Source organism: Gordonia sp. ABKF26, assembly GCF_041103195.1.
GTDB classification, from domain to species: Bacteria; Actinomycetota; Actinomycetes; order Mycobacteriales; family Mycobacteriaceae; genus Gordonia; species Gordonia terrae.
This window is the reverse complement of record NZ_JBGCVZ010000003.1, coordinates 1480450-1502448: the sequence shown is the minus strand read 5'-3', so window position 1 is coordinate 1502448 and position 21999 is coordinate 1480450. Positions and strand designations below refer to the sequence as shown.

General features: G+C 68.9%; 22 protein-coding genes and 1 riboswitch. Of the genes, 5 read left to right on the top strand and 17 right to left on the bottom strand.

Features of this window, described 5'->3' with window-relative positions; genetic code table 11:
• The first annotated feature begins 279 nt into the window (after window positions 1-279).
• The gene (locus AB4Z55_RS07370; protein ID WP_354560952.1) at window positions 280-1638 is read left to right on the top strand and encodes a protein kinase; all 1359 of its coding nucleotides are present in this window, start codon (window positions 280-282) and stop codon (window positions 1636-1638) included.
• A 36-nt stretch (window positions 1639-1674) separates the two neighbouring features.
• Here AB4Z55_RS07370 and AB4Z55_RS07365 read toward each other — a convergent pair whose 3' ends face one another.
• The 9 genes from AB4Z55_RS07365 to hpt form a co-directional block, all read right to left on the bottom strand.
• Window positions 1675-2457, bottom strand: a complete 783-nt coding sequence (locus tag AB4Z55_RS07365) for a hypothetical protein (protein WP_248643505.1) — start codon at window positions 2455-2457, stop codon at window positions 1675-1677.
• A gap of 106 nt (window positions 2458-2563) precedes the next feature.
• On the bottom strand, window positions 2564-3919 hold the full coding sequence (locus AB4Z55_RS07360; RefSeq protein ID WP_354560954.1) for a DUF6779 domain-containing protein: 1356 nt from the start codon (window positions 3917-3919) through the stop codon (window positions 2564-2566).
• Between the two features lie 115 nt (window positions 3920-4034).
• Window positions 4035-4550 carry a DUF3180 domain-containing protein gene (locus tag AB4Z55_RS07355; protein ID WP_004020812.1) on the bottom strand — a complete coding sequence of 172 codons (516 nt, stop codon included), beginning with the start codon at window positions 4548-4550 and terminating at the stop codon, window positions 4035-4037.
• A complete protein-coding gene (gene folK / locus AB4Z55_RS07350) occupies window positions 4547-5065 on the bottom strand; it encodes a 2-amino-4-hydroxy-6-hydroxymethyldihydropteridine diphosphokinase (protein ID WP_354560955.1) in 519 nt (172 codons plus the stop codon). Before folK ends, AB4Z55_RS07355 begins: the two co-directional genes overlap by 4 nt.
• Window positions 5062-5433 carry a dihydroneopterin aldolase gene (folB, locus tag AB4Z55_RS07345; RefSeq protein ID WP_101819815.1) on the bottom strand — a complete coding sequence of 124 codons (372 nt, stop codon included), beginning with the start codon at window positions 5431-5433 and terminating at the stop codon, window positions 5062-5064. Before folB ends, folK begins: the two co-directional genes overlap by 4 nt.
• Window positions 5426-6280: a dihydropteroate synthase gene (folP, locus tag AB4Z55_RS07340; RefSeq protein ID WP_248645650.1), complete on the bottom strand. Its 855-nt coding sequence runs from the start codon at window positions 6278-6280 to the stop codon at window positions 5426-5428. The genes folB and folP overlap by 8 nt, the downstream gene beginning before the upstream one ends.
• 50 nt (window positions 6281-6330) lie before the next feature.
• Window positions 6331-6942, bottom strand: a complete 612-nt coding sequence (folE, locus tag AB4Z55_RS07335; RefSeq protein ID WP_004020808.1) for a GTP cyclohydrolase I FolE — start codon at window positions 6940-6942, stop codon at window positions 6331-6333.
• A gap of 9 nt (window positions 6943-6951) precedes the next feature.
• A complete protein-coding gene (gene ftsH, locus AB4Z55_RS07330; protein WP_004020807.1) occupies window positions 6952-9345 on the bottom strand; it encodes an ATP-dependent zinc metalloprotease FtsH in 2394 nt (797 codons plus the stop codon).
• A gap of 163 nt (window positions 9346-9508) precedes the next feature.
• Window positions 9509-10072 (bottom strand): hypoxanthine phosphoribosyltransferase, encoded by a 564-nt coding sequence (gene hpt, locus AB4Z55_RS07325; RefSeq protein WP_004020806.1) that lies wholly within the window; start codon window positions 10070-10072, stop codon window positions 9509-9511.
• A gap of 331 nt (window positions 10073-10403) precedes the next feature.
• Between hpt and AB4Z55_RS07320 the strand changes: the two genes are divergently transcribed.
• Entirely contained in the window at window positions 10404-11108 is a 705-nt protein-coding gene (locus AB4Z55_RS07320) for a glycine zipper family protein (protein WP_354560957.1), read from the top strand.
• 27 nt (window positions 11109-11135) lie between these two features.
• Here the strand turns inward: AB4Z55_RS07320 and tilS are convergent, their stop codons facing one another.
• The 3 genes from tilS to dacB are packed head-to-tail and all read right to left on the bottom strand — an operon-like array spanning window position 11136 to window position 14613.
• Window positions 11136-12089 (bottom strand): tRNA lysidine(34) synthetase TilS, encoded by a 954-nt coding sequence (gene tilS, locus AB4Z55_RS07315; RefSeq protein ID WP_257881160.1) that lies wholly within the window; start codon window positions 12087-12089, stop codon window positions 11136-11138.
• Window positions 12068-13213: a zinc-dependent metalloprotease gene (locus AB4Z55_RS07310; protein WP_354560959.1), complete on the bottom strand. Its 1146-nt coding sequence runs from the start codon at window positions 13211-13213 to the stop codon at window positions 12068-12070. The genes tilS and AB4Z55_RS07310 overlap by 22 nt, the downstream gene beginning before the upstream one ends.
• On the bottom strand, window positions 13210-14613 hold the full coding sequence (dacB, locus tag AB4Z55_RS07305; protein WP_354560961.1) for a D-alanyl-D-alanine carboxypeptidase/D-alanyl-D-alanine-endopeptidase: 1404 nt from the start codon (window positions 14611-14613) through the stop codon (window positions 13210-13212). The genes AB4Z55_RS07310 and dacB overlap by 4 nt, the downstream gene beginning before the upstream one ends.
• Before the next feature lie 165 nt (window positions 14614-14778).
• On the opposite strand from dacB, the gene AB4Z55_RS07300 reads away from it, so the two are divergent.
• Entirely contained in the window at window positions 14779-15291 is a 513-nt protein-coding gene (locus AB4Z55_RS07300; RefSeq protein WP_004020801.1) for an inorganic diphosphatase, read from the top strand.
• A gap of 166 nt (window positions 15292-15457) precedes the next feature.
• On the opposite strand, the gene AB4Z55_RS07295 is transcribed toward AB4Z55_RS07300, so the two are convergent.
• Together AB4Z55_RS07295 and AB4Z55_RS07290 are read right to left on the bottom strand one after the other, a co-directional pair.
• Window positions 15458-15958 carry a hypothetical protein gene (locus AB4Z55_RS07295; protein ID WP_239403767.1) on the bottom strand — a complete coding sequence of 167 codons (501 nt, stop codon included), beginning with the start codon at window positions 15956-15958 and terminating at the stop codon, window positions 15458-15460.
• Window positions 15955-17310 (bottom strand): aminotransferase class V-fold PLP-dependent enzyme, encoded by a 1356-nt coding sequence (locus AB4Z55_RS07290; RefSeq protein ID WP_354560963.1) that lies wholly within the window; start codon window positions 17308-17310, stop codon window positions 15955-15957. Before AB4Z55_RS07290 ends, AB4Z55_RS07295 begins: the two co-directional genes overlap by 4 nt.
• An 18-nt stretch (window positions 17311-17328) precedes the next feature.
• A riboswitch (SAM riboswitch) is annotated at window positions 17329-17442 on the bottom strand.
• 107 nt (window positions 17443-17549) lie between these two features.
• On the opposite strand from AB4Z55_RS07290, the gene AB4Z55_RS07285 reads away from it, so the two are divergent.
• Window positions 17550-18626 (top strand): isochorismate synthase, encoded by a 1077-nt coding sequence (locus AB4Z55_RS07285; RefSeq protein ID WP_354561292.1) that lies wholly within the window; start codon window positions 17550-17552, stop codon window positions 18624-18626.
• A 21-nt stretch (window positions 18627-18647) separates the two neighbouring features.
• Here AB4Z55_RS07285 and AB4Z55_RS07280 read toward each other — a convergent pair whose 3' ends face one another.
• Genes AB4Z55_RS07280 through AB4Z55_RS07270 form a run of 3 tightly spaced genes read right to left on the bottom strand, consistent with a single transcriptional unit; the run spans window position 18648 to window position 20742 of the window.
• Window positions 18648-19865, bottom strand: coding sequence for an O-succinylhomoserine sulfhydrylase (locus AB4Z55_RS07280; RefSeq protein ID WP_239403765.1), 1218 nt, complete (start codon window positions 19863-19865; stop codon window positions 18648-18650).
• Window positions 19862-20275, bottom strand: coding sequence for a rhodanese-like domain-containing protein (locus tag AB4Z55_RS07275; RefSeq protein WP_033205106.1), 414 nt, complete (start codon window positions 20273-20275; stop codon window positions 19862-19864). Before AB4Z55_RS07275 ends, AB4Z55_RS07280 begins: the two co-directional genes overlap by 4 nt.
• On the bottom strand, window positions 20272-20742 hold the full coding sequence (locus AB4Z55_RS07270) for a hypothetical protein (protein WP_101819793.1): 471 nt from the start codon (window positions 20740-20742) through the stop codon (window positions 20272-20274). Before AB4Z55_RS07270 ends, AB4Z55_RS07275 begins: the two co-directional genes overlap by 4 nt.
• Window positions 20743-20945: 203 nt before the next feature.
• Here AB4Z55_RS07270 and AB4Z55_RS07265 point away from each other — a divergent pair, with 203 nt between their 5' ends.
• Window positions 20946-21971, top strand: coding sequence for an ABC transporter substrate-binding protein (locus tag AB4Z55_RS07265; protein ID WP_239403764.1), 1026 nt, complete (start codon window positions 20946-20948; stop codon window positions 21969-21971).
• Window positions 21972-21999: the final 28 nt, after the last annotated feature.

Genomic DNA, 21999 nt, shown 5'->3' with positions numbered 1-21999 from the left:
TCCAGAGTCTCGTTCCAGTCCCGCCTCTGCCGGAGCGACCGTCACGCGAGCGAACTCGGCGCGGCGGCGTCGGCACGGGTACCAGACGTTGCAGAGCAAGAGTAGGTCCGACACCGCGGCCGGTGCCAACCTCTGTGACAGGTGTCACCTCGATGCCGGGACGGGTCCGCCCCCGGAGTTGTCGGCCGAACGACGGAACCCTCGATGACCTGGGCTGAAGCGGCGTAGTCTGAGGCGGCCGCCGCCGCTACCGACACGCCTGCACACGAAGGTCTGCCCATGAGCTTGCAACCGGGCACAGAGTTCGCCGGATACACGGTTGTGCGCAAGATCGGTGCCGGCGGCATGGGCGAGGTGTACCTCGTGCGTCATCCACGACTCCCCCGCCACGACGTCATCAAGCTGCTCGCCGAGCACGTCTCGAACGATCCGACCTTCCGTGCCCGGTTCACCCGTGAGGCCGACCTCGCCGCCCAGCTCGACCATCCCTGCATCGTCAGCGTCTATGACCGGGGTGAGGTCGACGGACGGCTCTGGATCTCGATGCAGTACGTGCCCGGAACGGATGCGGCCGCGCTGCTCGCCACCTCCCCCCGGGGACTTCCGTTGGCCGATGTCGCGGCCGTGGGCGACGCCATCGGCGCCGCACTCGATCACGCGCATCGGTGCGGGCTGCTCCATCGAGATGTCAAACCGGCGAACATCCTGCTCAGCGCCGAGGAGTCCGACCCGCGCTCTCCGGGCTCTGCGGTGCGACGACGAATTCGCCTGGCCGACTTCGGTATCGCGCGATCGACCGACGCCGGTGCAACCTCACTCACCTCGACGGACCTGGTGATCGGGTCCTTTCCGTACTCGTCACCCGAGCAGCTCTCGGCCGGCTCCCTCGATGCCCGCAGCGACGTGTACTCCCTGTCCTGCAGCGTGTTCGAGTTGCTCACCGGCACGGTTCCGTTCACCGCACGCACACCGGCGATGATGATCCACCACCACCTCAGCACGCCGCCTCCCGAGGTGTCCGCCCTCCGGCCCGACGTCCCGCGGGCAGTGGCCGCCGTGGTGCGTTCCGGGCTCGCGAAGGACCGGGCCGACCGGCCGTCATCGGCGGGAGCCTTTGCCGCGGAGCTCCGTTCGGCGATCGACACCACCACGTTCGTCCCGGCGCCGGGAGCGAGGCGAGCGGCCCAGTTCACTCCGACCGTCCGCGCGCCCACCGCCGCGATTCCCGTAACCGCCGCAGTCCCACCACGCGGCCGCGCGTCGCGAGCCGGTCCACCGAGGACGCACGCGGGTGCGACCGCCTATTCGGGATTACCGGGCCATACTGTGCCGCAGCATGTTCCAGAATTCTCGACCGTTCGGGCCTCACAGGACCTCCCGGTACTGGACCCACCGCCGGTCGACACCCGCCCGGCCCGGCGCACCACCGCGGCGCTCGCCTGCGGCGTCGCGGCGATTCCGTTGAGCGTCGTCGGCGGGCTGGGCCTGCCGGTCGGGGTGGCCGGCTGGTATCTGGCCGGTCGCGGTCAGCCGAACTCGGCCGGCCGACTCGCCCGGTTGCTGTGTGCGCTGGGCGTCGTCCTGAGCCTGGGGTTCATCGTATTCACCGTCGGACGAGCCGTGGCGATGCAGTTCTGACCCGAACCTTCTGTCTCCGATGGGTTTTCGTGAGTGTCAGTAGTCGCGGGCCCGGGACTGCTGCGGGTCGCGTCCCTGCCGCGACAAGGCACCGAACACCGAATCGACCACCCACAGGGTGACGATCCCCGCCACGATGTCGATCACATCGTCGAAGGGCGAACGGAATCTCGGCGAGAAGGGATCCAGCACCTGCGAGGCCGGGACGTCGAGGAGTCGTCCCGTACCGTCGACGATCGCGTCGACCGGATTCGACGCCCAGCCCTCATAGGCGTTGATCGCCAGCAGAGCGATGACCGGAACCGCCAGGACCCACCAGAATCCACGCCGGCGCGCGACCGACCACGCGACGATCAGGAGGACGACGAAGGCGGGCATGTTCTCCGAACAGAAGGTGAGGATCGGGTACTCACCCGACCGCACCAGGACGGGCACCTGGCCGCCCCAGAATCCGAGCGCGCCGACCGCGCCGATCGCCACCGCGATACCCGACCGAAGCGGGCTCCGCGCCCAGATCCCCAGCACGAGAACCGTGTACAACGGCATCAGGGCGGTCAGCGACCAGATCAACAGCAGGCTCGCCTCGGGCCCGTTGGCCTGGAGGTTCGCGTAGTACTCGGGGAACGGGGTGCCGTCGAGCGGGTCGAATGCGAAGAGCCACAGCACAGTCGGCCACCAGGCGAAGACCGGCAGGAACAGGGCGGCACTCACCAGTGACTGCTTGACCGCGTTCCCCCGGTCGGTGTGGCGGATCGCGACCATCGACGGACCGGACCCGGGCCCGAGACCGAACTCCCCACCAGCGAGCGTCTCGCTCATACGGGAATACTAGGGCGATCGTCCAACTCGCACGGTCGAAACCGCGGCAACGTCACGGATGTGACCCGAACGGATGACAGAAGCGTTCGGGGGATTGACCGGTGGCTCAGCCGTTCCGGCGGCGTCGCCCGCCCCCGGACGTCTCGGCCTGCGAACGCAACTGGTTCAGGAGTTCCGAGACCGGAAGCCCCGCCGAGTGCGCCGATTCCGCGTCGTCGTCGGTGGCGCGTCGTCGGCGGCCACCACCGTAGGACTCCGCGGCCCGGCCACCGGGCGGATTCTCGTGCCGGCCCGCGGCCGAGAGGAACGCGGGCGGTTCCACGTCGTCATCGGTGTCGGTGGCGTCTGGGGCCTCGGCGTCGGGGGCACCGGCGGGCGTGCCGGTTGCCCACTCATCGGTCGGGGTGTCGTCGGTGTACAACGGTTGATCCGCGGCGCCGACCTCGGCCGCCGTGTCGGCGGCCGGCGTATCGGCGGTCCGAGGTGCCGACTCCTCGTCGCCTTCACCGAGGTAGAAACCGCCGGAGAACGGGAGCGACGCGGACTCGGCGGTGCCCGTGCCGGCGGAACCGGCGGTCGGTGTGGCCGCCTCCGTGGCATCGGGAGCGTCGGTGTCGACGATCTCGGCGTCGGACACATCGGCGTCTGGCACGTCGGCGTTCGGGACATAGGTGCCGGGCGCCTCGTCACCGCCCGGCCTGTCACCGGCGCCGACCTCATCGGACGGGACCTCCGTCGCGATTCGACCCGAGATCGGATCGTCGGTGACGATCGGGATCACCTCGGTCATCTCGTTGGGGTCGACCGGACCGGTGTGCCGCCCGTCGTCTGTGGTGGGAGCGGTGGCCGCGAAGTCGCGGGCGGCGAGCACCCCGTCGTCGGCGTAGGTCGCGCCATAGGAGGACACGCCCCCCAGGTCGCCGGTGAAGTCACCACCGAAGGAGGCACCGGCCCGACGTCCTGTCCCGGACTCGTCGTTCAGGCCCGAGGCCAGTTCGCGCATCTTCTCGCTGGACAACGCGACCCGCTGGTCCGGGAGTGGCTCGCCGAGGAGCATCTCCAGGCTGGAGCGCAGCGCCAGGACCTGAGCCTTCAATTCGGACAGTTCCTCGTTGGACTCCGCGGTCACCTCTTTGCGGATGGTCGTCTCGACGTCGAGTTCGTACTGACGACGCGCCGCGATCTCGCGTTCGAGCTGCAGTTCGTAGACGAGACGAAGGTCCCGGCTCTTCGCCTCCGCACTCTCCGCCTGCCGTCGGAACTTCGTCACCAGGATCGCGCCGATGACGGCCGCCCACAGCGCCGCGATGACCGCCAGCGAGCCGGTGATCGACAATCGGTCGGTGAAGACCATGAGGATGCTGGCCACCAGGGCGAGCACGATCAACAGGCCGAGCAACCACTGAGCCGGTGACCGACTCGACCGGCGCGAGTCGGCGGCACGGCCGTTCGAGGTCGTCATGATCGTGAATTTACCCGCTGTGAGTACATTCGGACGTCAGGCGGGTGCGGAGTTTCTCAGATAGTCCGCATGTTAGGTGACACATCTGCGACCCCACCTCCAGTCGCGGCAACCGTCACGAATCGCCCACCGCAGACGGGTCGTCGGGGGCTCGGCAGCAGTACTCGAGCCACAGCGCCGCGGCGACGAGGACCACGCCGCCGACGAGTCCGACGATGGCACCCGGCCGGTCATGGTCGGCGGCGGCCAGGTCGTGTTGCCCGAGCAGGAACGCCAGCAACCCCAGCCAGACTCCGACGGCGATCGCACCGAGGATCGCAGAAGCCTTGGCCAGGGCCAGCACTCGCGCCGCCGTGAGCGGATGAAGCTGCCCCCGCGCGCGACCCACGTCTCGGGATTCGACGCGGGAGCGGACGACGAAGGCGATGACGATCTCGAGTGCCGCAAGCACATACAGCACCACACCGGCGAGCAACGGCAACGGCGGGAAATCGGAGTAGTTGTACCGCACCAGGATCCACGCGACGACGGCGGTGACCGCCGCGATCGCGGCGAGATCGCGGACCCGGGTGGGTCCAAGACCGCTCTGCTCGTCGTCCTGATCCGGCCGCCGCGGCTCCGGCGCACTCACGAGTCGGCCCCGGTCAGACGGCCGACCGCGCGCACCGCATCCCGCTCGGTGGCGTCGAGCCCCGCGACGAGGTCGGCCACCGCACGGACACCCGCCGGGGTCCACAGGGTGGCGGCGGGCTCGATCTCCAGCCACGGCACGAGCACGAAAGCCCGTTGCACCGCACGGGGATGAGGCAGCGTCAGGTCCGGGTCGTCGGCGACCACGACGCCGCCCGCGTCGGTCACGGTGATCACATCGACGTCGAGAGTTCTTGGCCCCCAGCGAATGTCCCGGGTCCGTTCGGCCGCGCGCTCGAGTTCGAAACCACGCTCGAGCCAGTGCCGGGCATTGTACGGCCCCTCTACGACGAGCGTGATGTTGCGGAAGTCGTCCTGTTCCACCCCGCCCCACGGGGGCGTCGAATAGACGGCGGACACCGCGATCAGCTCGTCGGCGAAACCCTCGACGACCGAACGCAGATATGCCATCGGGTCACCGACGTTGGACCCCGCCGATAGGACCGCGCGGCTCATCGTGTTCCCTTGCGGGAACGACGGGTCACCACCGCGACGTCGTCGAAGGTCAACGGGATCGGCGCCGACGGTTTGTGCACGGTCACCTCGCACGCGCTGATGCGCTCGTCGGTCATGATCGAGTCCGCGACCTCCGCGCCCACCTTCTCGATGAGGTTGCGCGGTTCGCCCCCGACGATGTCCGCGACCTGCTGCGCGAGCGCACCGTAGTCGACCGTGTCGGCGAGGTCGTCGGACTCCCCGGCGGCCTGCAGGTCCAGCAACAGCACGACGTCGATGAAGAAGTCCTGGCCGTCGGCCCGCTCGTGGTCGAACACACCGTGATTGCCACGGACCTTCAGGCCACGCAGTTCGATCCGGTCAGCCATTCGATTCTCCTACCGGTGATGAGGTTCGGGAACCGCCGGCGCGCCAGGCCGCGGCAACCGCAACCGCGTCGCGGCTGCCGGCGACATCGTGGACACGCACGCCCCAGGCGCCGGCGGCGGCGGCGAGCGCCGACACGGATGCGGTGGCCGCATCACGCCCGGCGGGCGGGCGGTCCGCGCCGTCGCGGCTCAGCAGCGTGCCGAGGAAACGTTTGCGGGAGGCGCCGACCAGAACCGGGAAACCCAGCCCGGTGAAGGTGGGCAGCGCGTGCAGCAGGGCCCAGTTGTGTTCGGCGGTCTTGGCGAAACCCAGACCCGGGTCGAGGATCAGGCGGTCGGCGTCCACACCGGCCGACACCGCGGCGTCGACCTGGGCGAGCAGCTCCCCGCTGACCTCGGCGACCACGTCCCGATAACCCCCGACATCGCCGCTGCGGTGGGTGAACCGGCGGTCGGGGCTGTCGCCGGCCGGACGCCAGTGCATCAGGATCCACGGCACCCCCGCATCGGCGACGACCCGCGCCATGTCGGCGTCGGCACGCCCACCCGAGACGTCGTTGACGATCGCCGCGCCCGCCTCCACCGCTGCGGCCGCCACCGGCGCACGCATCGTGTCGACCGAGACCGCCACGCCGCGAGCGGCGAGCTCGCTGATCACCGGTACGACGCGCGCCGTCTCGAGTTCGGGATCGACCCGGACCGCACCGGGGCGGGTGGACTCGCCGCCGACGTCGATGAGGTCGGCACCCTGCTCGATCAATTCGAGTCCGTGCGCGATCGCCGCATCGGCATCCAGGTACCGGCCACCGTCGGAGAACGAGTCCGCGGTGACGTTGAGGACACCCATCACGAGGGTCCGGTGCACTCCCCCGCGAGCGAGGACCGGGTGCGCCGTCGTCACCGGGTGATCAGGTCGAGGGCTTCGCCGCGAGACACCGCACTGGTCTTGAAGATGCCGCGGACCGCGGACGTCGTGGTCGTCGCGCCGGGCTTGCGGATCCCCCGCATCGCCATGCACAGGTGCTCGGCCTCGATCACCACGATGACCCCGCGGGGTTCGAGCCTGCGCATCATCGCGTCGGCGATCTGACTGGTGAGACGTTCCTGGACCTGCGGGCGCTTCGCGTACAGGTCGACGAGCCGGGCCAGCTTCGACAGCCCGGTCACCCGACCGGAGGTACCGGGGATGTAGCCGACGTGAGCGACCCCGTGGAAGGACACCAGGTGGTGTTCGCAGGTCGAGTACATCGGGATGTCCTTGACCAACACCAGCTCGTCGTGGTCCTCGTCGAACGTCGTCGCGAGGACGTCGTCGGGCTCGGTGTAGAGACCGGCGAACATCTCGCGGTAGGCGTTCGCCACCCGGGTGGGCGTGCGGATGAGGCCCTCGCGGTCGGGGTCCTCGCCGACCGCGAGCAGCAATTCACGCACCGCGGCCTCGGCACGCGCCTGGTCGAACTCCGATCGAGGTCCGGCGAGTACGGCGTCCTGCCGCTCGTTGATGCTCATCCGGCCACTTTACGAACTCGGCCGCGAGTCGTCGTCATCGGCGCGGTGTCCCCACCCGTTGGTGTCGCCGTTGCGGCCCGGCCGCGGCTCGGGCTCGGGTGGCCAGCCGGGTGCCGACCAATCCCGCGGCGCACCGTAATCCGGACGCGTTCCACCGCCGTAGGACCCGCCCGATCCGCTGCGCCCCGCGCCCGGATCCGGGTACTGCGGGTTGGGGTAGTTCGGGTTCGGGTACTGGGGGTTGGGGTACTGGGGGTTCGGATACTGGGGTCCCGGATGAGCCGGCGGATACCCGTGGTCGGGGTACCGGGGTTCGGGATTGCCGCCCTGCGCCGGTGGTGTCGGTCCGCCCGGTGTCCCCGGTTCGGGGTACATCGGCGGATAGTTCGGGACCTGACCCGGGACCTGCGGGGCACCCGGGTAGCCGGCTCCCACCGGTTCGGGGATCTTGGCCTGCTCCGGCGGCGGCCACGGCTCGCCCCGTTCGATGGCGAGCTCGCCCGGGGTCTTCACCGGCGGCTTGTCGCTGGGGGTGCGCTCGCCGAAATCGTTGAAGGTGGTGATCCGCGGACGCTTGTCGACGTCGGAGAATATCTTCTCCAGGTCCTTGCGGGTCAGCGTCTCCTTTGCGAGGAGTTCGGTGGCGAGGACGTCGAGGGTGTCCCGATACTCGGTGAGGATGGCCCACGCCTCGGTGTGCGCGGCCTCGATGAGCCGGCGCACCTCGTCGTCGATCTCACTCGCGATCTCCGCGGAGTAGTCGGAGTGCGACCCCATGGACCGGCCCAGGAACGGGTCGCCCTGGTCCTGGCCGTAGCGCACCGCGCCCAGTCTGGAGCTCATGCCGTACTCGGTGACCATCGCACGCGCGATCTTCGTCGCCTGGTCGATGTCCGACGACGCGCCGGTCGTCGGCTCGTGGAACACCAGTTCCTCGGCGGCACGGCCGCCCATCGCCATCACGAGCCGGGCGATCATCTCCGAGCGGGTCATCAGGTCCTTGTCCTGCTCGGGAACGGCCAGCGCGTGACCGCCGGTCCGTCCGCGAGCCAGGATGGTGACCTTGTAGATCGGATCGAGATCCGGCATCGCCCACGCGGCCAGGGTGTGACCGCCCTCGTGGTACGCGACCACCTTGCGCTCGTGCTCGCTGATGATCCGGGACTTGCGGCGCGGCCCGCCGATGACCCGGTCGACCGCTTCCTCGAGCGCCTCCGCGGTGATCGTCTGCTTGTTCTCACGCGCGGTGAGCAACGCCGCCTCGTTGACGACGTTGGCCAGATCCGCGCCGGACATCCCCGGTGTCCGCTTGGCGAGACCGTCGAGATCGGCACCGGAGTCGATCGGCTTGCCCTTGGCGTGGACCTTGAGGATCGCCCGGCGACCCGCCATGTCGGGGTTGCCGACCGGGATCTGACGGTCGAAGCGGCCCGGCCGGAGGAGGGCCGGGTCGAGGATGTCGGGACGGTTGGTCGCCGCGATCAGGATGACGCCCGAGCGGTCGCCGAAGCCGTCCATCTCGACCAGGAGCTGGTTGAGGGTCTGCTCACGCTCATCGTGACCGCCACCGAGGCCCGCGCCGCGCTGGCGGCCGACCGCGTCGATCTCGTCGACGAAGATGATGCACGGACTGTTGTTCTTGGCCTGCTCGAACAGGTCGCGCACACGTGACGCACCCACGCCGACGAACATCTCGACGAAGTCGGAGCCGGAGATCGTGAAGAACGGGACGCCGGCCTCACCGGCGACCGCGCGGGCCAGCAGGGTCTTGCCGGTTCCGGGCGGGCCGAAGAGCAGCACACCACGCGGGATCTTCGCGCCCAGCGCCTGGTAGCGAGCCGGGTTCTGCAGGAAGTCCTTGATCTCGTAGAGCTCTTCGACGGCCTCGTCCGCGCCCGCGACGTCGGCGAAGGTCGTCTTCGGCATGTCCTTGGTGAGCTGTTTGGCCTTCGACTTGCCGAAGCCCATGACCCCACCGCGTCCACCGCCCTGCATACGGCTCATCACGAAGAAGAACAAGCCGAACAGCAGGATCATCGGAAGCACGAAGATCAGGATCTGCCACAGGACGGACTGCTCGTTGACGTTGGTCGTGTACGGGGTGCCGGTGCCCTGGACGGCCTCGAAGACCTGGTCGCCTGCCTGCGCCGGGTACTTGGCGCTGATCTTGTCGGCGTCGGCGTCGTTGACCTTGATCGGCGACTTGAGCTCGATCCGGAGCTGCTGCTCGCGATCGTCGATGCTGATGAACTTGGTGTTCTTGTCGTTGAGCTGCTGCAGTGCGACGGAGGTGTCGACGCCGCGGTACTCCCGACCGGAGTCGCTCATCACGCTCCAGCCCCAGAGGGCGAGCAGGATGAGCGCCAGGATGGCGAGGTTGCGGAAGACTGTCTTACGGTTCATGCCAGTTGGTGGGGGTCGAGCGGGCTCGCGGGTTCAGTCCCGGTGCCGACGCCGTTCCCATGTCCTTCCCGTCGACGTACACATTGAGGCTACCGGTCAACGATCACGCTGGTGAAACCGTTCCCTCCGCAGGTCGGGCGCGTGAGTCACGCGGGAAGTCGCGTCAGTGCGTGTACACCGACGGCTTCAGGCGACCGATGTAGGGCAGGTCGCGGTACCGCTCGGCGTAGTCGAGGCCGTACCCGACGACGAACTCGTTGGGGATGTCGAAACCGACGTCGGCGACCCTGATCGTGGAGCGCACGGCGTCGGGCTTGCGCAGCAGGGCGCACACCTCGAGGCTGCGCGGCGAACGCGTGGCGAGGTTCTTCATCAGCCAGGACAGCGTCAGGCCCGAGTCGATGATGTCCTCGACGATCAGCACGTCACGTCCCTCGATGTCGCGGTCGAGGTCCTTGAGGATGCGGACCACACCCGACGACGACGTCGACGACCCGTAGCTCGACACCGCCATGAACTCCATCTGCGACGGGATCGGGAGCGACCGCGCGAAGTCGGTCATGAACATGATCGCGCCTTTGAGGACACCGATCAGGACCAGATCCTCGTCGATGTCGGCGTAGCGCGACGCCACGGACTGGGCGAGTTCGGCGGTGCGCTGCTTGATCTCTTCTTCGGTGATCAGGACAGCGTCGATGTCAGCGGCGTACGGATCGGCAAACTGCACGGTTCCAGCTTGTCATGTTTTCCCGACGCCGCGACGAACGGGTACCTCGGCGGGGCCGGCAGCCGTCGATCAGAGAAATGATGAAAGGCGACCTGCGGTTTTTCCAAGAATCACCTGCTCACACCATTCATCTCCTTTCACACCGACATTTCGCGAAATTGCTATGCGGATAACAGTCACATAACAACTCATCACACGGGCACCATTTCGCGGGGATGCGTTTCGATGTGGATCAAGCGTCTGACATTCTCGAAAGCAGAGAGCTGAGCACCAGACCTCTGAATCCCCTCCCTTCTCACGCCCTGTCCTGTGTGGACAAGAAGGAGCATTAGTGTTCCCCACTTCGCGTACTCCCCTGCGCAAAAAACGCCTGAGCGCGATTCTGGTGCTGGTCACCGCTGTCGTCACAGCCTTTGCCGCGACGGCCGAAGCTGCACCTCAGCGGGCCCCGGCCGCGACATACGACGCGTCCTGGAATGCCTCGGCACTCACTCTCACCGTGCACAACGCATCGGTGAGCACGGACAACGGGAATCTGACGATCCGGGATATCGCCGGCGCGGAACTCTTCCGGATGCCGCTCACCTACCGCAACGAATTCCGACAGTTCCCGATCGACACCCGGACCGCGGGGAACAAGGTCACGCTCATTCCGTCGCGGGACGCCGCACGTTCGTCGGCGCTCAATCCGACCGAGGTCGAGAAATTGCGCGGCGTGGCTCGGCACAATGTCGCGGCTCCGCAGACGCGGCAGGAACGCGACGATCAGGCTCTCGAACGATTCCAGTCCCAACTCCGCACCGGCATATCGGTCGGGACATTGGTCGGAACGGTCGTCGGTGGAATCGTCGGCGGTGTGATCGGTTGCGTCATCGGACTCGTCGCCGTGGTGGTGGGCTGCCTCGTGGGCGTCGCGCCGGCAGCCGCGATCGGCGGCATCGCCGGCCTCGCACTGGGCGGTGGAGGCACACTGATCGGTGCCGGAATCCACTACTTCCAGACGATCAACTCGCCCTTCACGCCCCCGCGTCGATAGCCGCGGAACCCACGACGACGGTCCGTCTCACCTCGCGGTGAGGCGGACCGTCAGTGTGTCGCCGGACCGGATGACGACACGACGCACCCCGGGGTCGCCACCCACGGCGATCTGGGTCCGGTCGGCGGTGGCCGTCGCGTCCAGGAGGTCGGCGACGGCCGAGATGACCCGGTGGGTCGGTTCGGTCGCCCCGATGTCGAGCAGCCAGGCGCGCAGCACACGCGTCCGGATCGCCGGCGGCGCATCGAGCAGTGGCCCGATCGCCAGGCCGTCGTCGCGCCCGCACTCGGCCAGCACCCGGGCCGCCCAGTCGTCGAGCGCGTCGTTGTCGGCCCGAACCCCCGCGGCGGTACGACACAGCGCCTCGACGACCCCACCGTGCAACGTGTCCTCCAACAACGGGAGGACCTCGGAGCGCAGCCGGACGCGAGTGAATCGCGGGTCTCGATTGTGCGGGTCGTGGTGGGCAGCGAGTCCCAGTTCGGTGCACGCCGCCAGGGTCTGTTGTCTGCGGACCCCGAGAAGCGGCCTGCCCCAGGGGTTTTTCCAGACGCGCATACCGGCGATCGACCGTGCCCCGGAACCACGCGCCAACCCGAGCAGCACGGTCTCGGCCTGGTCGTCGGCGGTGTGACCGAGCAGAACCGGGCGGTCACCGCGGGCCGCGTCGAGCGCCGCGTATCGGGCGTCGCGCGCGGCGGCCTCGAGACCTCCGCGACGGCCGACCCGCACCGGCAGGACCTCGACTCGGGCTCCGAGAGCACTCGCCGCGTCGGCCGCGGTCCTCGCCACCTGGGCGGAGCCCGGCTGGAGCCCGTGATCGACGACCAGCGCGGTGACGTCGAGACCCGCGCCGACGGCCGCCGCGGTCAGCGCGAGCGAGTCCGGGCCGCCGGAGAGTCCCACGCAGACCTCGGAACCGAGCCGGTGAGCGGCCGCGAAATCCGCGACCGCCTTTCTCACAAGACCCGCTGAATCCATGCCCGCGGGTCGTCGATCTCGTTCGGCAGCGGCATCGTGTCCGGTGAGGTCCACACCGTGTTGAACCGTTCCATGCCGACGGCCTCGACCACCGCGTCGACGAAGGCCTTACCGCGGATGTACTGCGCGAGCTTGGCATCCATCCCGATGAGGGCCCGGATGAGTCGCTGCACCGGATTCTGCGGTGCGGTGCGTCGTTTGTCGAAGGCGGTGCGGATACGAGCCACCGACGGCACGTGCGCCGGACCGACCGCATCCATGACGTGATCGGCGTGCCCCTCGAGCAGGGTGCCGAGGACCATCATCCGCTGGAAGGCGGCATGCTGCTCCGGACTTTGCAGCAACTGCATCGCCCCGATCACGCCCTTCTCTCGCGGGCCGTCGGAACCCTTGAGCGCCTTGGTCATCCGCGTGACGATCTCGGTGGTCGACTCGCCGGCGTCGGAGGTGAGCACCGCGACGTTGTCCTGCATGTAGTCACGTAGCCACGGGTTGGCCGAGAACTGCACGCGGTGGGTGACCTCGTGGAGGCACACCCACAGCCGGAAGTCCGACGGGATCACCTTGAGCTGACGTTCGACGTTGATGATGTTCGGCGTCACCACCATCAGCACTCCGGGTTCGCCGGTCTCCGGATCAGGCGTGAACGGATCGTACTGACCGAGGATCGCGGTGGACAGGAACGCGAGCAGACCACCGGCCTGCAGTCCGCCGAATCGTGCCCCGAGTCCCGGGGAGCCCGCGTCGGCGGATTCCTCGTCGGAACCGAGCATCGATCGCATCGACAGGGAGGCGGCGTCGATCCAGCCGGCCCGGTCGAGGACCCGCGTGGTCGGTACGCGCAGGCCGTCGGCCAGACCCGTGACCCCTCGGACCGGGGCCTCGGCGCGGGTGGCGGCGTCGGCCAGTTCGGCGCGCGCCGCCTCGTAGGTGTACGCGGTCGTCTTCGGGCCGGGGCGGGCGAGTCGTTTCGCCGTGGACGCGGCCAGCGACCAGTCGATCTGCGAACCGATACCCGGTCGGCGTTCTCGCTCGACGGTGTCCTCGGCGCCCGATTCCGGCGGCGTCCCGGTCTCGGTCCCGGCTTCCGCTGCCGCCGGCCCGGCGATTCCTGACGTGATCATCGGCACCCGCACTCTCTCAGTTGACCCACCACCGCATCGAGGGCGGGTCGCGCGTCCGCCGGCGAGGTGCCGCCGGACATCAGGGCGAACGACAGCACGCGGCCGTCGACTGTCTGCACTATGCCCGTCAACGAACTGACCCCGGTCAGTGTTCCGGTCTTGGCACGTGCCCACCCCGCGCCCGGGTTGTCGGCGGCGTCGAACCGGTCGGCGAGTGTGCCGGTGCCACCGGCGATCGGCAGCCCGTCGAGCATCGGGCGCAGGGCCGGTTTGGCGGGACCACTCGCGGCCGTCATCACCGCGTCGAGCAGTTCCGGCGTGGTCCGGTTCGCGTAGGAGATCCCGGACGCGTCGTGCAGTGTCGTACCGGCCCACTGGCCCGGGAACTCCGACGAGAGCACCTGCTCGATCGCCTCGACCCCACCCGCGTGGGTCGGCTGCCCGCCGCGATGCACGGAGAGTTCGACGGCGAGCGTCTCGGCGAGCACGTTGTCGCTGTAACGGAGCATGTCGTTGACCCGGGTGACCAGCGGGGCCGACTGGACCTTCGCGATCACGCGCTCGTCGCCGGATCCGCTCGAGGCGGTACCGCGTACCTCGGTGACCGGCCCCTCGACACCGAGCGCGGCGGCCAGCGCCTCGCCGGCCATGATGCCGGGGGTCGCGGTGCGGGGCGAGTACTCGTCCAGCGGCTCCAGCCGGGCACCGTCGACCATCAGTGATTCGATCGGCGCGATGTCGCCGCCCTGGATGTCCCGCCGGTCCCAGGTGGTGTCCATCGTCGGCCCGGAGAACGCGCCGAGGTCGACGGCCACCGAGGTCACCGGGATCTCGGTCTCCTCGATCTGGCGCGCGAGGTCGGCGATGCGTCCCGGATCGGTGTAGAAGGTGTCGGTTCCGGCGGGCTGGGCGGACAGGGTGGGGTCACCCGCGCCCCGGAGGACGACCTGCCCGTTGCTGCCGGCCACCACCGTCGTCGTCAGTCGCTGATCGTGCGGCACGGCCTCGAGGACGGCGGCGGCGGTCAGGATCTTGGCGTTCGAGGCGGGAATGCGGGGACGGTCGGGGGTTCTCGTCCAGAGGACCTCACCGGTGAGCGAATCGCTGATCTTGCCGCTGAGCTCGCCCAGCGCGGGATTGCGCAGTGCGGGCGTGATCGCTCGCAGGACCCCTGGCGGCGTCGGCTCCGGCGCGGTGTCGACCACCGGGCCGATCCGCGGGTCGACGGCGACCGCGGCGGGTTGCGGCGGCACCCCGGGCGGGAGTTCCGGCTCCCGGTCGATGCGGAGCGCGATCACGACCGACGCCGTGGCGACGAGGGCCAGGATCACCACCGCGGTGATCGTCCACCACAGAAGTCTCCGACCGCGACGACCGCCGTTTCGGGTGGATGCGCCCACAAAGCCTCCGGGTCTCTCACGGTTCACGGTCGATGGAACGGGCCCGGATGTACGCACAACGAGGGGTACGAACATCGAGGTCGCCGGACCAACAGTATCGTTGGGACAGCGTGCGGGCGTTTCGGCCCGACGCGGCATCCCCGATCAAGACTGCCAGGAGGAACTGTGGAATTCGATGTGACCATCGAGATCCCCAAAGGTGGCCGCAACAAGTACGAGGTCGACCACGAGACGGGCAAGGTCTACCTCGACCGCTACCTGTACACCTCGATGGGCTACCCGGCCGACTACGGCTACATCGACGGCACCCTCGGTGAGGACGGCGACCCGCTCGACGCGCTGGTCCTGCTCCCCGAGTCGGTGTTCCCCGGCATCATCGTGCGGGCACGGGTCGTCGGCATGTACACGATGACCGACGAGGCCGGCGGTGACGACAAGCTCCTGTGCGTCCCGGCCAAGGACGTGCGCTGGGACCACATCAAGGACATCTCCGACGTGTCCGAGTACGAGCTGGGCCCCATCGCCCACTTCTTCGAGCACTACAAGGACCTCGAGCCCGGCAAGGAGGTCCAGCCGGGCGGGTGGGTCGGACGCGACCAGGCCGAGAAGGTCGCGCAGGAAGCGATCGACCGCCTCGCCTCGCATCCCGACGCGGCCAACGAGCCCTCGCGGGGCTGACGCTTCGCAACACACGAGAACGCCGGCAGCATCCGTCGAGATGCTGCCGGCGTTCTCGTCTGGTCACCGGAGTGGCTTCGACTCGGCGCCTCGACCTCGACGCGCTCCTTCGTCGCTTGCTCGGCCCGGCGGCTGCGCTCGGTGCCGGTACCAGCGGAGCGGACCGTCAGGCCACGCGGTGCCGCTGCTCGGCGAGAACCGGCAGGATCTGTTCGCGGATGCGCACTTCGGTGGCCGCGCCGTCGATCGGGACCAGGATCACCGCGTCGGCGACCTCGGCCGCGTAGATGTCGCGGACCAGCGTGATCAGTCCGTGGGTGGTCCCGATGTAGCGGATGGTCCCGGAGCTCGCCTCCGACGACGCGACCACCGCGTCAGCGGCCGCCGCACGCGCCGACGCGGCATCCGGCGCGACGGCCACCTCCACCTCCAGAGCGACAACGAATCTCGCTTGATCGTGGCTGCCGGCCCGGAGCAGGGAACGCGCCCGCTGCGCATCGCGAAGGGTCTCGCGTCGCACGACGATCGGAAATGTCTGTGCCAGTTCGTCTCCGGCGACGGCGACCTGAAATCCCGGCCGGCCGATGCTGATCGGGGCCGTCGGTGCGGATGTCGGTGCGGGGACCACGGTGCCGCGGTCTGCACGTGCGTCGAGTTCGATGGTCATCGTGTCACCCCTCGTTCGAGTTCGGTCGGATCGTCTGTTCGGTCAGTGCTTGCGGTCAGGGCGCGTAGCGCGTCGAGCAGCCGGTCGATGTCATCGGAGGTGGTTCCCGCGCCGAAACTCGCGCGAACCGCGCCGGCCGGATGACCGAGACGTCTGAGCAGCGGGTGGGCACAGAACCGGCCGTCGCGCACACCGATGCCGTGTTGTGTACTCAGATACTCCGCGACGACCCGCGGTGCGATGCCGTCGACGGTGAAGCCCGCGATGCCGACCCGATCGGTGGAGTCGGCGAAGATCCGCAACGGCCGCACCCCGTCGATCGCGGCCAGTCCCCCGTCGAGACGCTCGGACAGGCGCGCCTCGTGCAACCCGATCGCCTCCGGCCCGAGGTCGGCGAGTGCGCGACAGGCCCGGGCGATCGACACCGCGCCAAGCACGTTCGGCGATCCGGCCTCGTGGCGGGCGGCCCCGGTGTGCCAGGTGACCCCACCGGCACTCGGACCCAGGTCGACGTCGGCGGTCGCACCGCCGCCGGCAAGGTAGGCATCGGCGGCGTCGAACCAGTCCCGGCGGCCGATCAGGACTCCGGAGCCGAAAGGCGCGTATGCCTTGTGTCCGGAGAAGGCCAGGTAGTCGATGCCGTGACTGACGATGGACACGGGTCGGTGCGCGACGAGCTGCGCGGCGTCGACCAGGATGCGGGCCCCGTGCCGGTGGGCGATCGACGCGAGCCGGCCGATCGGCAGCACCTCGCCGGTGACGTTCGACGCCGCGGTGACCGCGAGCAGCGAGGCCGGCGCCGACGCGAGCTCGGCCTCGAGCGCGACCAGGGTGTCCTCGATGGTGTCGCAGGCCGGGACGACCCGGGCCCGGTTGCGACCGTCGCGCGGCGCGCACCACGGCAGCAAATTGGCGTGATGCTCGATGTCGAGCACCACGACGTCCCCGGGGGTGATGTGGGCGGCGAGGTTGATGGCGTCGGTGGTGTTGCGGGTGAAGACGACGGTGTCGTCGACCCGCCCGCGGACGAACTCGCGCACGGTCTCCCGAGCGGCCTCGTACCGGGCGGTCGTGACCTGCGACAGGTGGCCGGCACCGCGGTGAACACTCGCGTACTCGCCGAGCCCCTCGGCGACCGCGGCGGCCACCGAAATCAGTGCCGGCGCACTCGCCGCGTAATCGAGATTGACGTATCGCGTCGTCCCGCCGCCGGCCAACGGTACGGTCACGTCGGCGCCGACGACCGGGGCGAGACCGGGAACGGCCGGGCGCGCACGGTGGTCGAGACCGACGACGTGGGCATCGACAGACTCGTGGCCGACAGTTCTCGGTGCTGACAGGACAGCGGTCATGGCAGGAGCTCCTCTGAATTTCCGCGCTTGCCGCGTCCGGTCGGTACGCGGCCAGGTCGTCACCCGGAGCACCCCACCGCGGAGGAGGGTTGCCGACCAGCGAGCCGGGGCTTGTCACTGGCACTCATGACCTACGAACCAGAGTCGTCGATGTCGCGCAGACGTGTCAATTTTCACTCAGCGTGATCCGAAGTTAGGGCACACTTACCTGTAGCGTGTCAGGGGTGTCAGCGACTGATGTGTTCGTGTTGTCCCGCCCGCACGGCACCGTGCGGGGCCGGGGCGCCGTCCGGGGTTTCACCGATGTCGATGCGGCCTCGGCCGCGCTGCGTTCCGGCGAGATCGGCGCGCTGACCGGCGCGATCCCGTTCGATCTCGCCGACCCGGCCGCGCTGGTGGTGCCCGAGGTCTTGGACCTCGACGACGCACCGCTGGCCGGCGGACCGCCGCTGTCGCGAATCCCGCTGTCGACCACCCTGCACCCCACCGCGGATGAACACCGCGAACGGGTGGCGCATGCCGTCAAACGCATCGTCGCCGGCGACGTCGGCAAGGTGGTCCTCGCCCGCAGCGTCGACATCGTGCTCGACCGAGAGGTCGCGCCAGGCGAACTCCTCGATGCCCTCGCGGGCGGGAACGCCGGGCACAATGCATTCGGCGTCGACCTCGGCGCGGCCACCGGCTCCGGGTCGTGGTTGTTCGGTGCGAGTCCCGAAGTGCTGCTGCGGAAGTCGGGATCGGTCGTCACCTGTCACCCGTACGCGGGGTCGGCGCCCCGATCGCCGGATCCGGTCGTCGACCGCGCGGTCGCCGACGGATTGTTCTCCTCGGCCAAGGATCTCGCCGAACACGCGTTCGTCGTGGATCATCTGCGGGACCGGCTGTCGCATCTGTGCGACGACGTCGACGCGCCGTCGACCCCGCAACTGCAGTCGACCGGAGAGGTCTGGCATCTCGCCACCCCGATCCGCGCGACGCTCCGCGACCCCGCCACCACCGCACTGGATCTCGCGCTTCTGCTCGGACCAACCCCCGCGGTGTGCGGCACACCGAGTGATGTTGCGGCACAGATCATCCGAGAGGTCGAGGGGGAACGCGGCTTCTATGCGGGAGCCGTCGGCTGGTGCGACGCCGCCGGCGACGGCGAGTGGATGGTGACCATCCGGTGCCTCGAACTCGAGGCAGATCGTCGCAGCCTCCGCACGTGGGCCGGGGGCGGCATCGTCGAACACTCCGATCCCCAGGGCGAGCTCGAGGAGACCGCGTTCAAACTCCGGACGGTGTTGAACGCGTTGGGGATCGACAGCCTCGACTAGCCGCGTCCGGGCCGCGCCGGCTCAGCCCAGCGCCTGGTCCAGATCCCCGAGCAGGTCGTCGACCCCTTCGAGCCCGACCGACAGCCGCACCACCGAGTCGCTGAGGCCGATCGCCGCGCGTCCGTCGGGTCCCATCGCACGATGCGTGGTGGTCGCCGGGTGGGTGATCAGCGACTTCGAGTCACCCAGATTGTTGGAGATGTCGACGATCTGCAGGCCGTTGAGCACCTCGAAGGCGCGCTTCTTGCCGTCGATGCCGTCGTGGTCGTTGAGCTCGAAGGTCACCACGGTGCCGCCGCCCGACATCTGCGACTTCGCGAGATCGTACTGCGGATGTGATTGCAGAAACGGGTATTTCACCCACCGCACGCGCGGGTCGGCCTCGAGGAACTCGGCGATCCGGAGCGCGGAGGACACCGAGGCGTCGACGCGTAGGCGCAGTGTCTCCAGACCCTTCACCAGCGTCCAGGCGTTGAACGGACTCAGCGCGGGACCGGTGTGGCGCATCAACTGCTGGACCGGCCCGTCGATGTACTCCTTGGCGCCGAGCACGGCGCCGCCCATGACGCGGCCCTGTCCGTCGATGTGTTTGGTGCCCGAGTACACGATGACGTCGGCGCCAAGATCGAGACCACGCTGCAGCAACGGCGTGGCGAAGACGTTGTCCAGCACCACCTGTGCGCCCGCGGCGTGCGCGAGTTCGGAGACCTTCACGACGTCGACGAGGCTCTGCATCGGGTTCGACGGCGTCTCGAAGAACACGGCGTCGGTGGGCTTGGACAGCGCCCGCTCCCACTGTTCGAGGTCTTCACCGTCGACGAATTCGGTCTCCACACCCCACCGCGGCAGGATCTCGTTGCACACGACGAAGCAGGAACCGAACAGGCTGCGTGCGGCGACGAGCCGGTCACCGGCCTTGAGCAGCGCCCCGAGTGCGACGAACACCGCGGCCATACCGCTCGCGGTCGCGAAACACGCTTCCGCACCCTCGAGTTGACGCAGACGCTCCTGGAACATCTCGACGGTCGGATTGCCGTAGCGCGAGTAGACGAATCGCTGGTCCTCCCCGGTGAAGGCACGTTCAGCCGCCTCGGCGGAGTCGTAGACGTAACCGCTCGTGAGGTAGAGGCCCTCAGAGGTCTCGTGGAATCCGGAGCGCGACAATCCACCGCGTACCGCGATGGTGTCGGCCGACAACCCTTCGGGCAGCGGGCGACCCACGGGCAGATCAGGACTCACGATTGCCTCCACGGCAGGTTCTCGGCACGCCAGCCCGACGCGCCGCGATGGTCGTTCTCGTCGAGGGCACCCTCGAAACCGTCGACGATGTTGTAGGCCTTGCCGATTCCGTCGGCGGTCGCGGCTTGCGCAGCGCCGATCGACCGATGTCCGGAGCGGCAGATGAAGATGACCTCTTGGTCGTCGGACACGCCCGAATCGCGCAGCTGTGCGACGAAGTCGTCGTTACGACGCCCCTCGGGAAAGGTGGTCCACTCGGCGAAGATCGTGCGCTTACCCAGGATCTCGAGGTCGGGCACGCCGACGAACGACCATTCGGCTTGCGTCCGACAGTCCACCAGCACCGCGTTTGGATTGCTCTCGAGCTTCTCCCACGCCTCACGGGGGGTCAGGTCACCGGCATAGGTCATGAGGAACACACCTTCCATTCGCCGTTCTCGCGCACCACGATCGTGTCGACGACGTTCACGTCGTCGGGTGTCTTGTCATAGTGCCAATGAACCTTCGCGGTCGCCCGGTCACCGTCGACGACCAACTCCGTGATCTCCGGGATCTCGATGTGACCGTTGCGGGTCAGGGTTTCCCGGTTGTCCTGCACGAACCGCTCTTCGGAGATGAAATCGGCCGCCTCGACGTCGGCGGCGCAGGTGTTCGCCCGGTACTCGGCATAATTCGGGCCGTTCCGCGCGGTGTAGACGTCGTTGATCGCGTACTGGACCTGGGCCGAGTCGCCGGCCCGGTCCTCGGCGGGACGGGTCACATTCGACAGCACGACGCCGAGCACAACGAGGCCCACGACGCCCGCCGCGACGAAGAACGGCCATGCGTTCTTCCACGACGGGGGCCTCTGGTCACCCTCACCTGCAGCTTCGGCCATGGCGGGCAGTCTATCGAGCGTCCCGGGACCGGTTGAGACCGGCGTCGCCGGCCGTGCGGTGCCCGACGAGCGCACCCGCGCGTCGTCGGCAATCGGAACACCGTGAGTAAGGTGGCCCTAAGTACTTGAGTACCTGAGTACCTGAGTACCGAAGTACAGCGGAGAACGACGACGCCGAACGCAACGACCAGCGAGGACCCCGGATGCGCTCTACCACCCGCCGCACACTCACCCTTCTCGTCGGGCTGCTCGCGGCAGCTCTCGTGGCGACCTCGTGTTCGCCGCCGGATGAGACCGTCGACTCCGGGATGGCGCAGGCGCCCGCCCCCGAGGCCGGCGCGATCCCGGTGACCGTGCAGCAGGTCTATGCCCCCGCGACGGTCGCACAGGCGCCGAAACGCGTCGCGGCGATGGGCGTCGGCGACGGTGACACCCTGCTCGCGCTGGGGATCACCCCCACCACGATCGCGCCCTTCGCCGACCCCGACCAGGCGTCGGCACCGTGGAATGCCGAGCTGCTCGCGGACTCGAACCCGGTCGTCCTCCCCAATTCCTCGGGTGCGTTCGGCGACGAGATCCCCAAGACCCTGGCCACCGAACCCGACCTCATCACCGCGGTCGGCGCCGACCCCACCCGCGATCAGTTCGACCTGCTGAGCAAGACCGCACCGACGATCCTGCGGCCCGCGCAGTTCCAGCCCTGGCAGGTGCCGTGGGACGCGCAGACCCGACAGATCGGCACCGCCGTCGGGCTGCCCGAGCTGGCCGACCGGAAGGTGGCCGAGACCGAGCAGTTCCTCGCACGAGTCCGCGAGCAGAATCCGCAACTCGCGGGCAAGACCGCTGTGGTCGTGACCGCCAGCCCGACCGGCGGCGTGTCGATCTACGGCCCCGGCGACGGCCGCGGGCAGACCGTCGCCGGATACGGACTGACCTTCCCGCCGGCGCTGCAGCCATCGCTGACCAGCGGATTCTACGGCGACCTCCCGGCCGAGAGCCTGAACCTGCTCGACTCGGCCGACGTCGTCGTCGCCGTCGACTGGGAGGGATCCAACGACCGGCTGAAGTCGAACGCGGCATTCAACCGCCTGGCCGTTGCGCAGTCGGGCCGCGTCGTCTACCTGCCCCAAGAGGTCGGCAGTGCCATGTCGGTGCCGACGGTTCTGACCATCCCGTGGGTCGCCGATCAGGCCGTCGAACCGATCGCGGCCGCCGCGGGCAAGGCCTGAGCCTGCCGCGGCCCCGGCCGCCGATCAC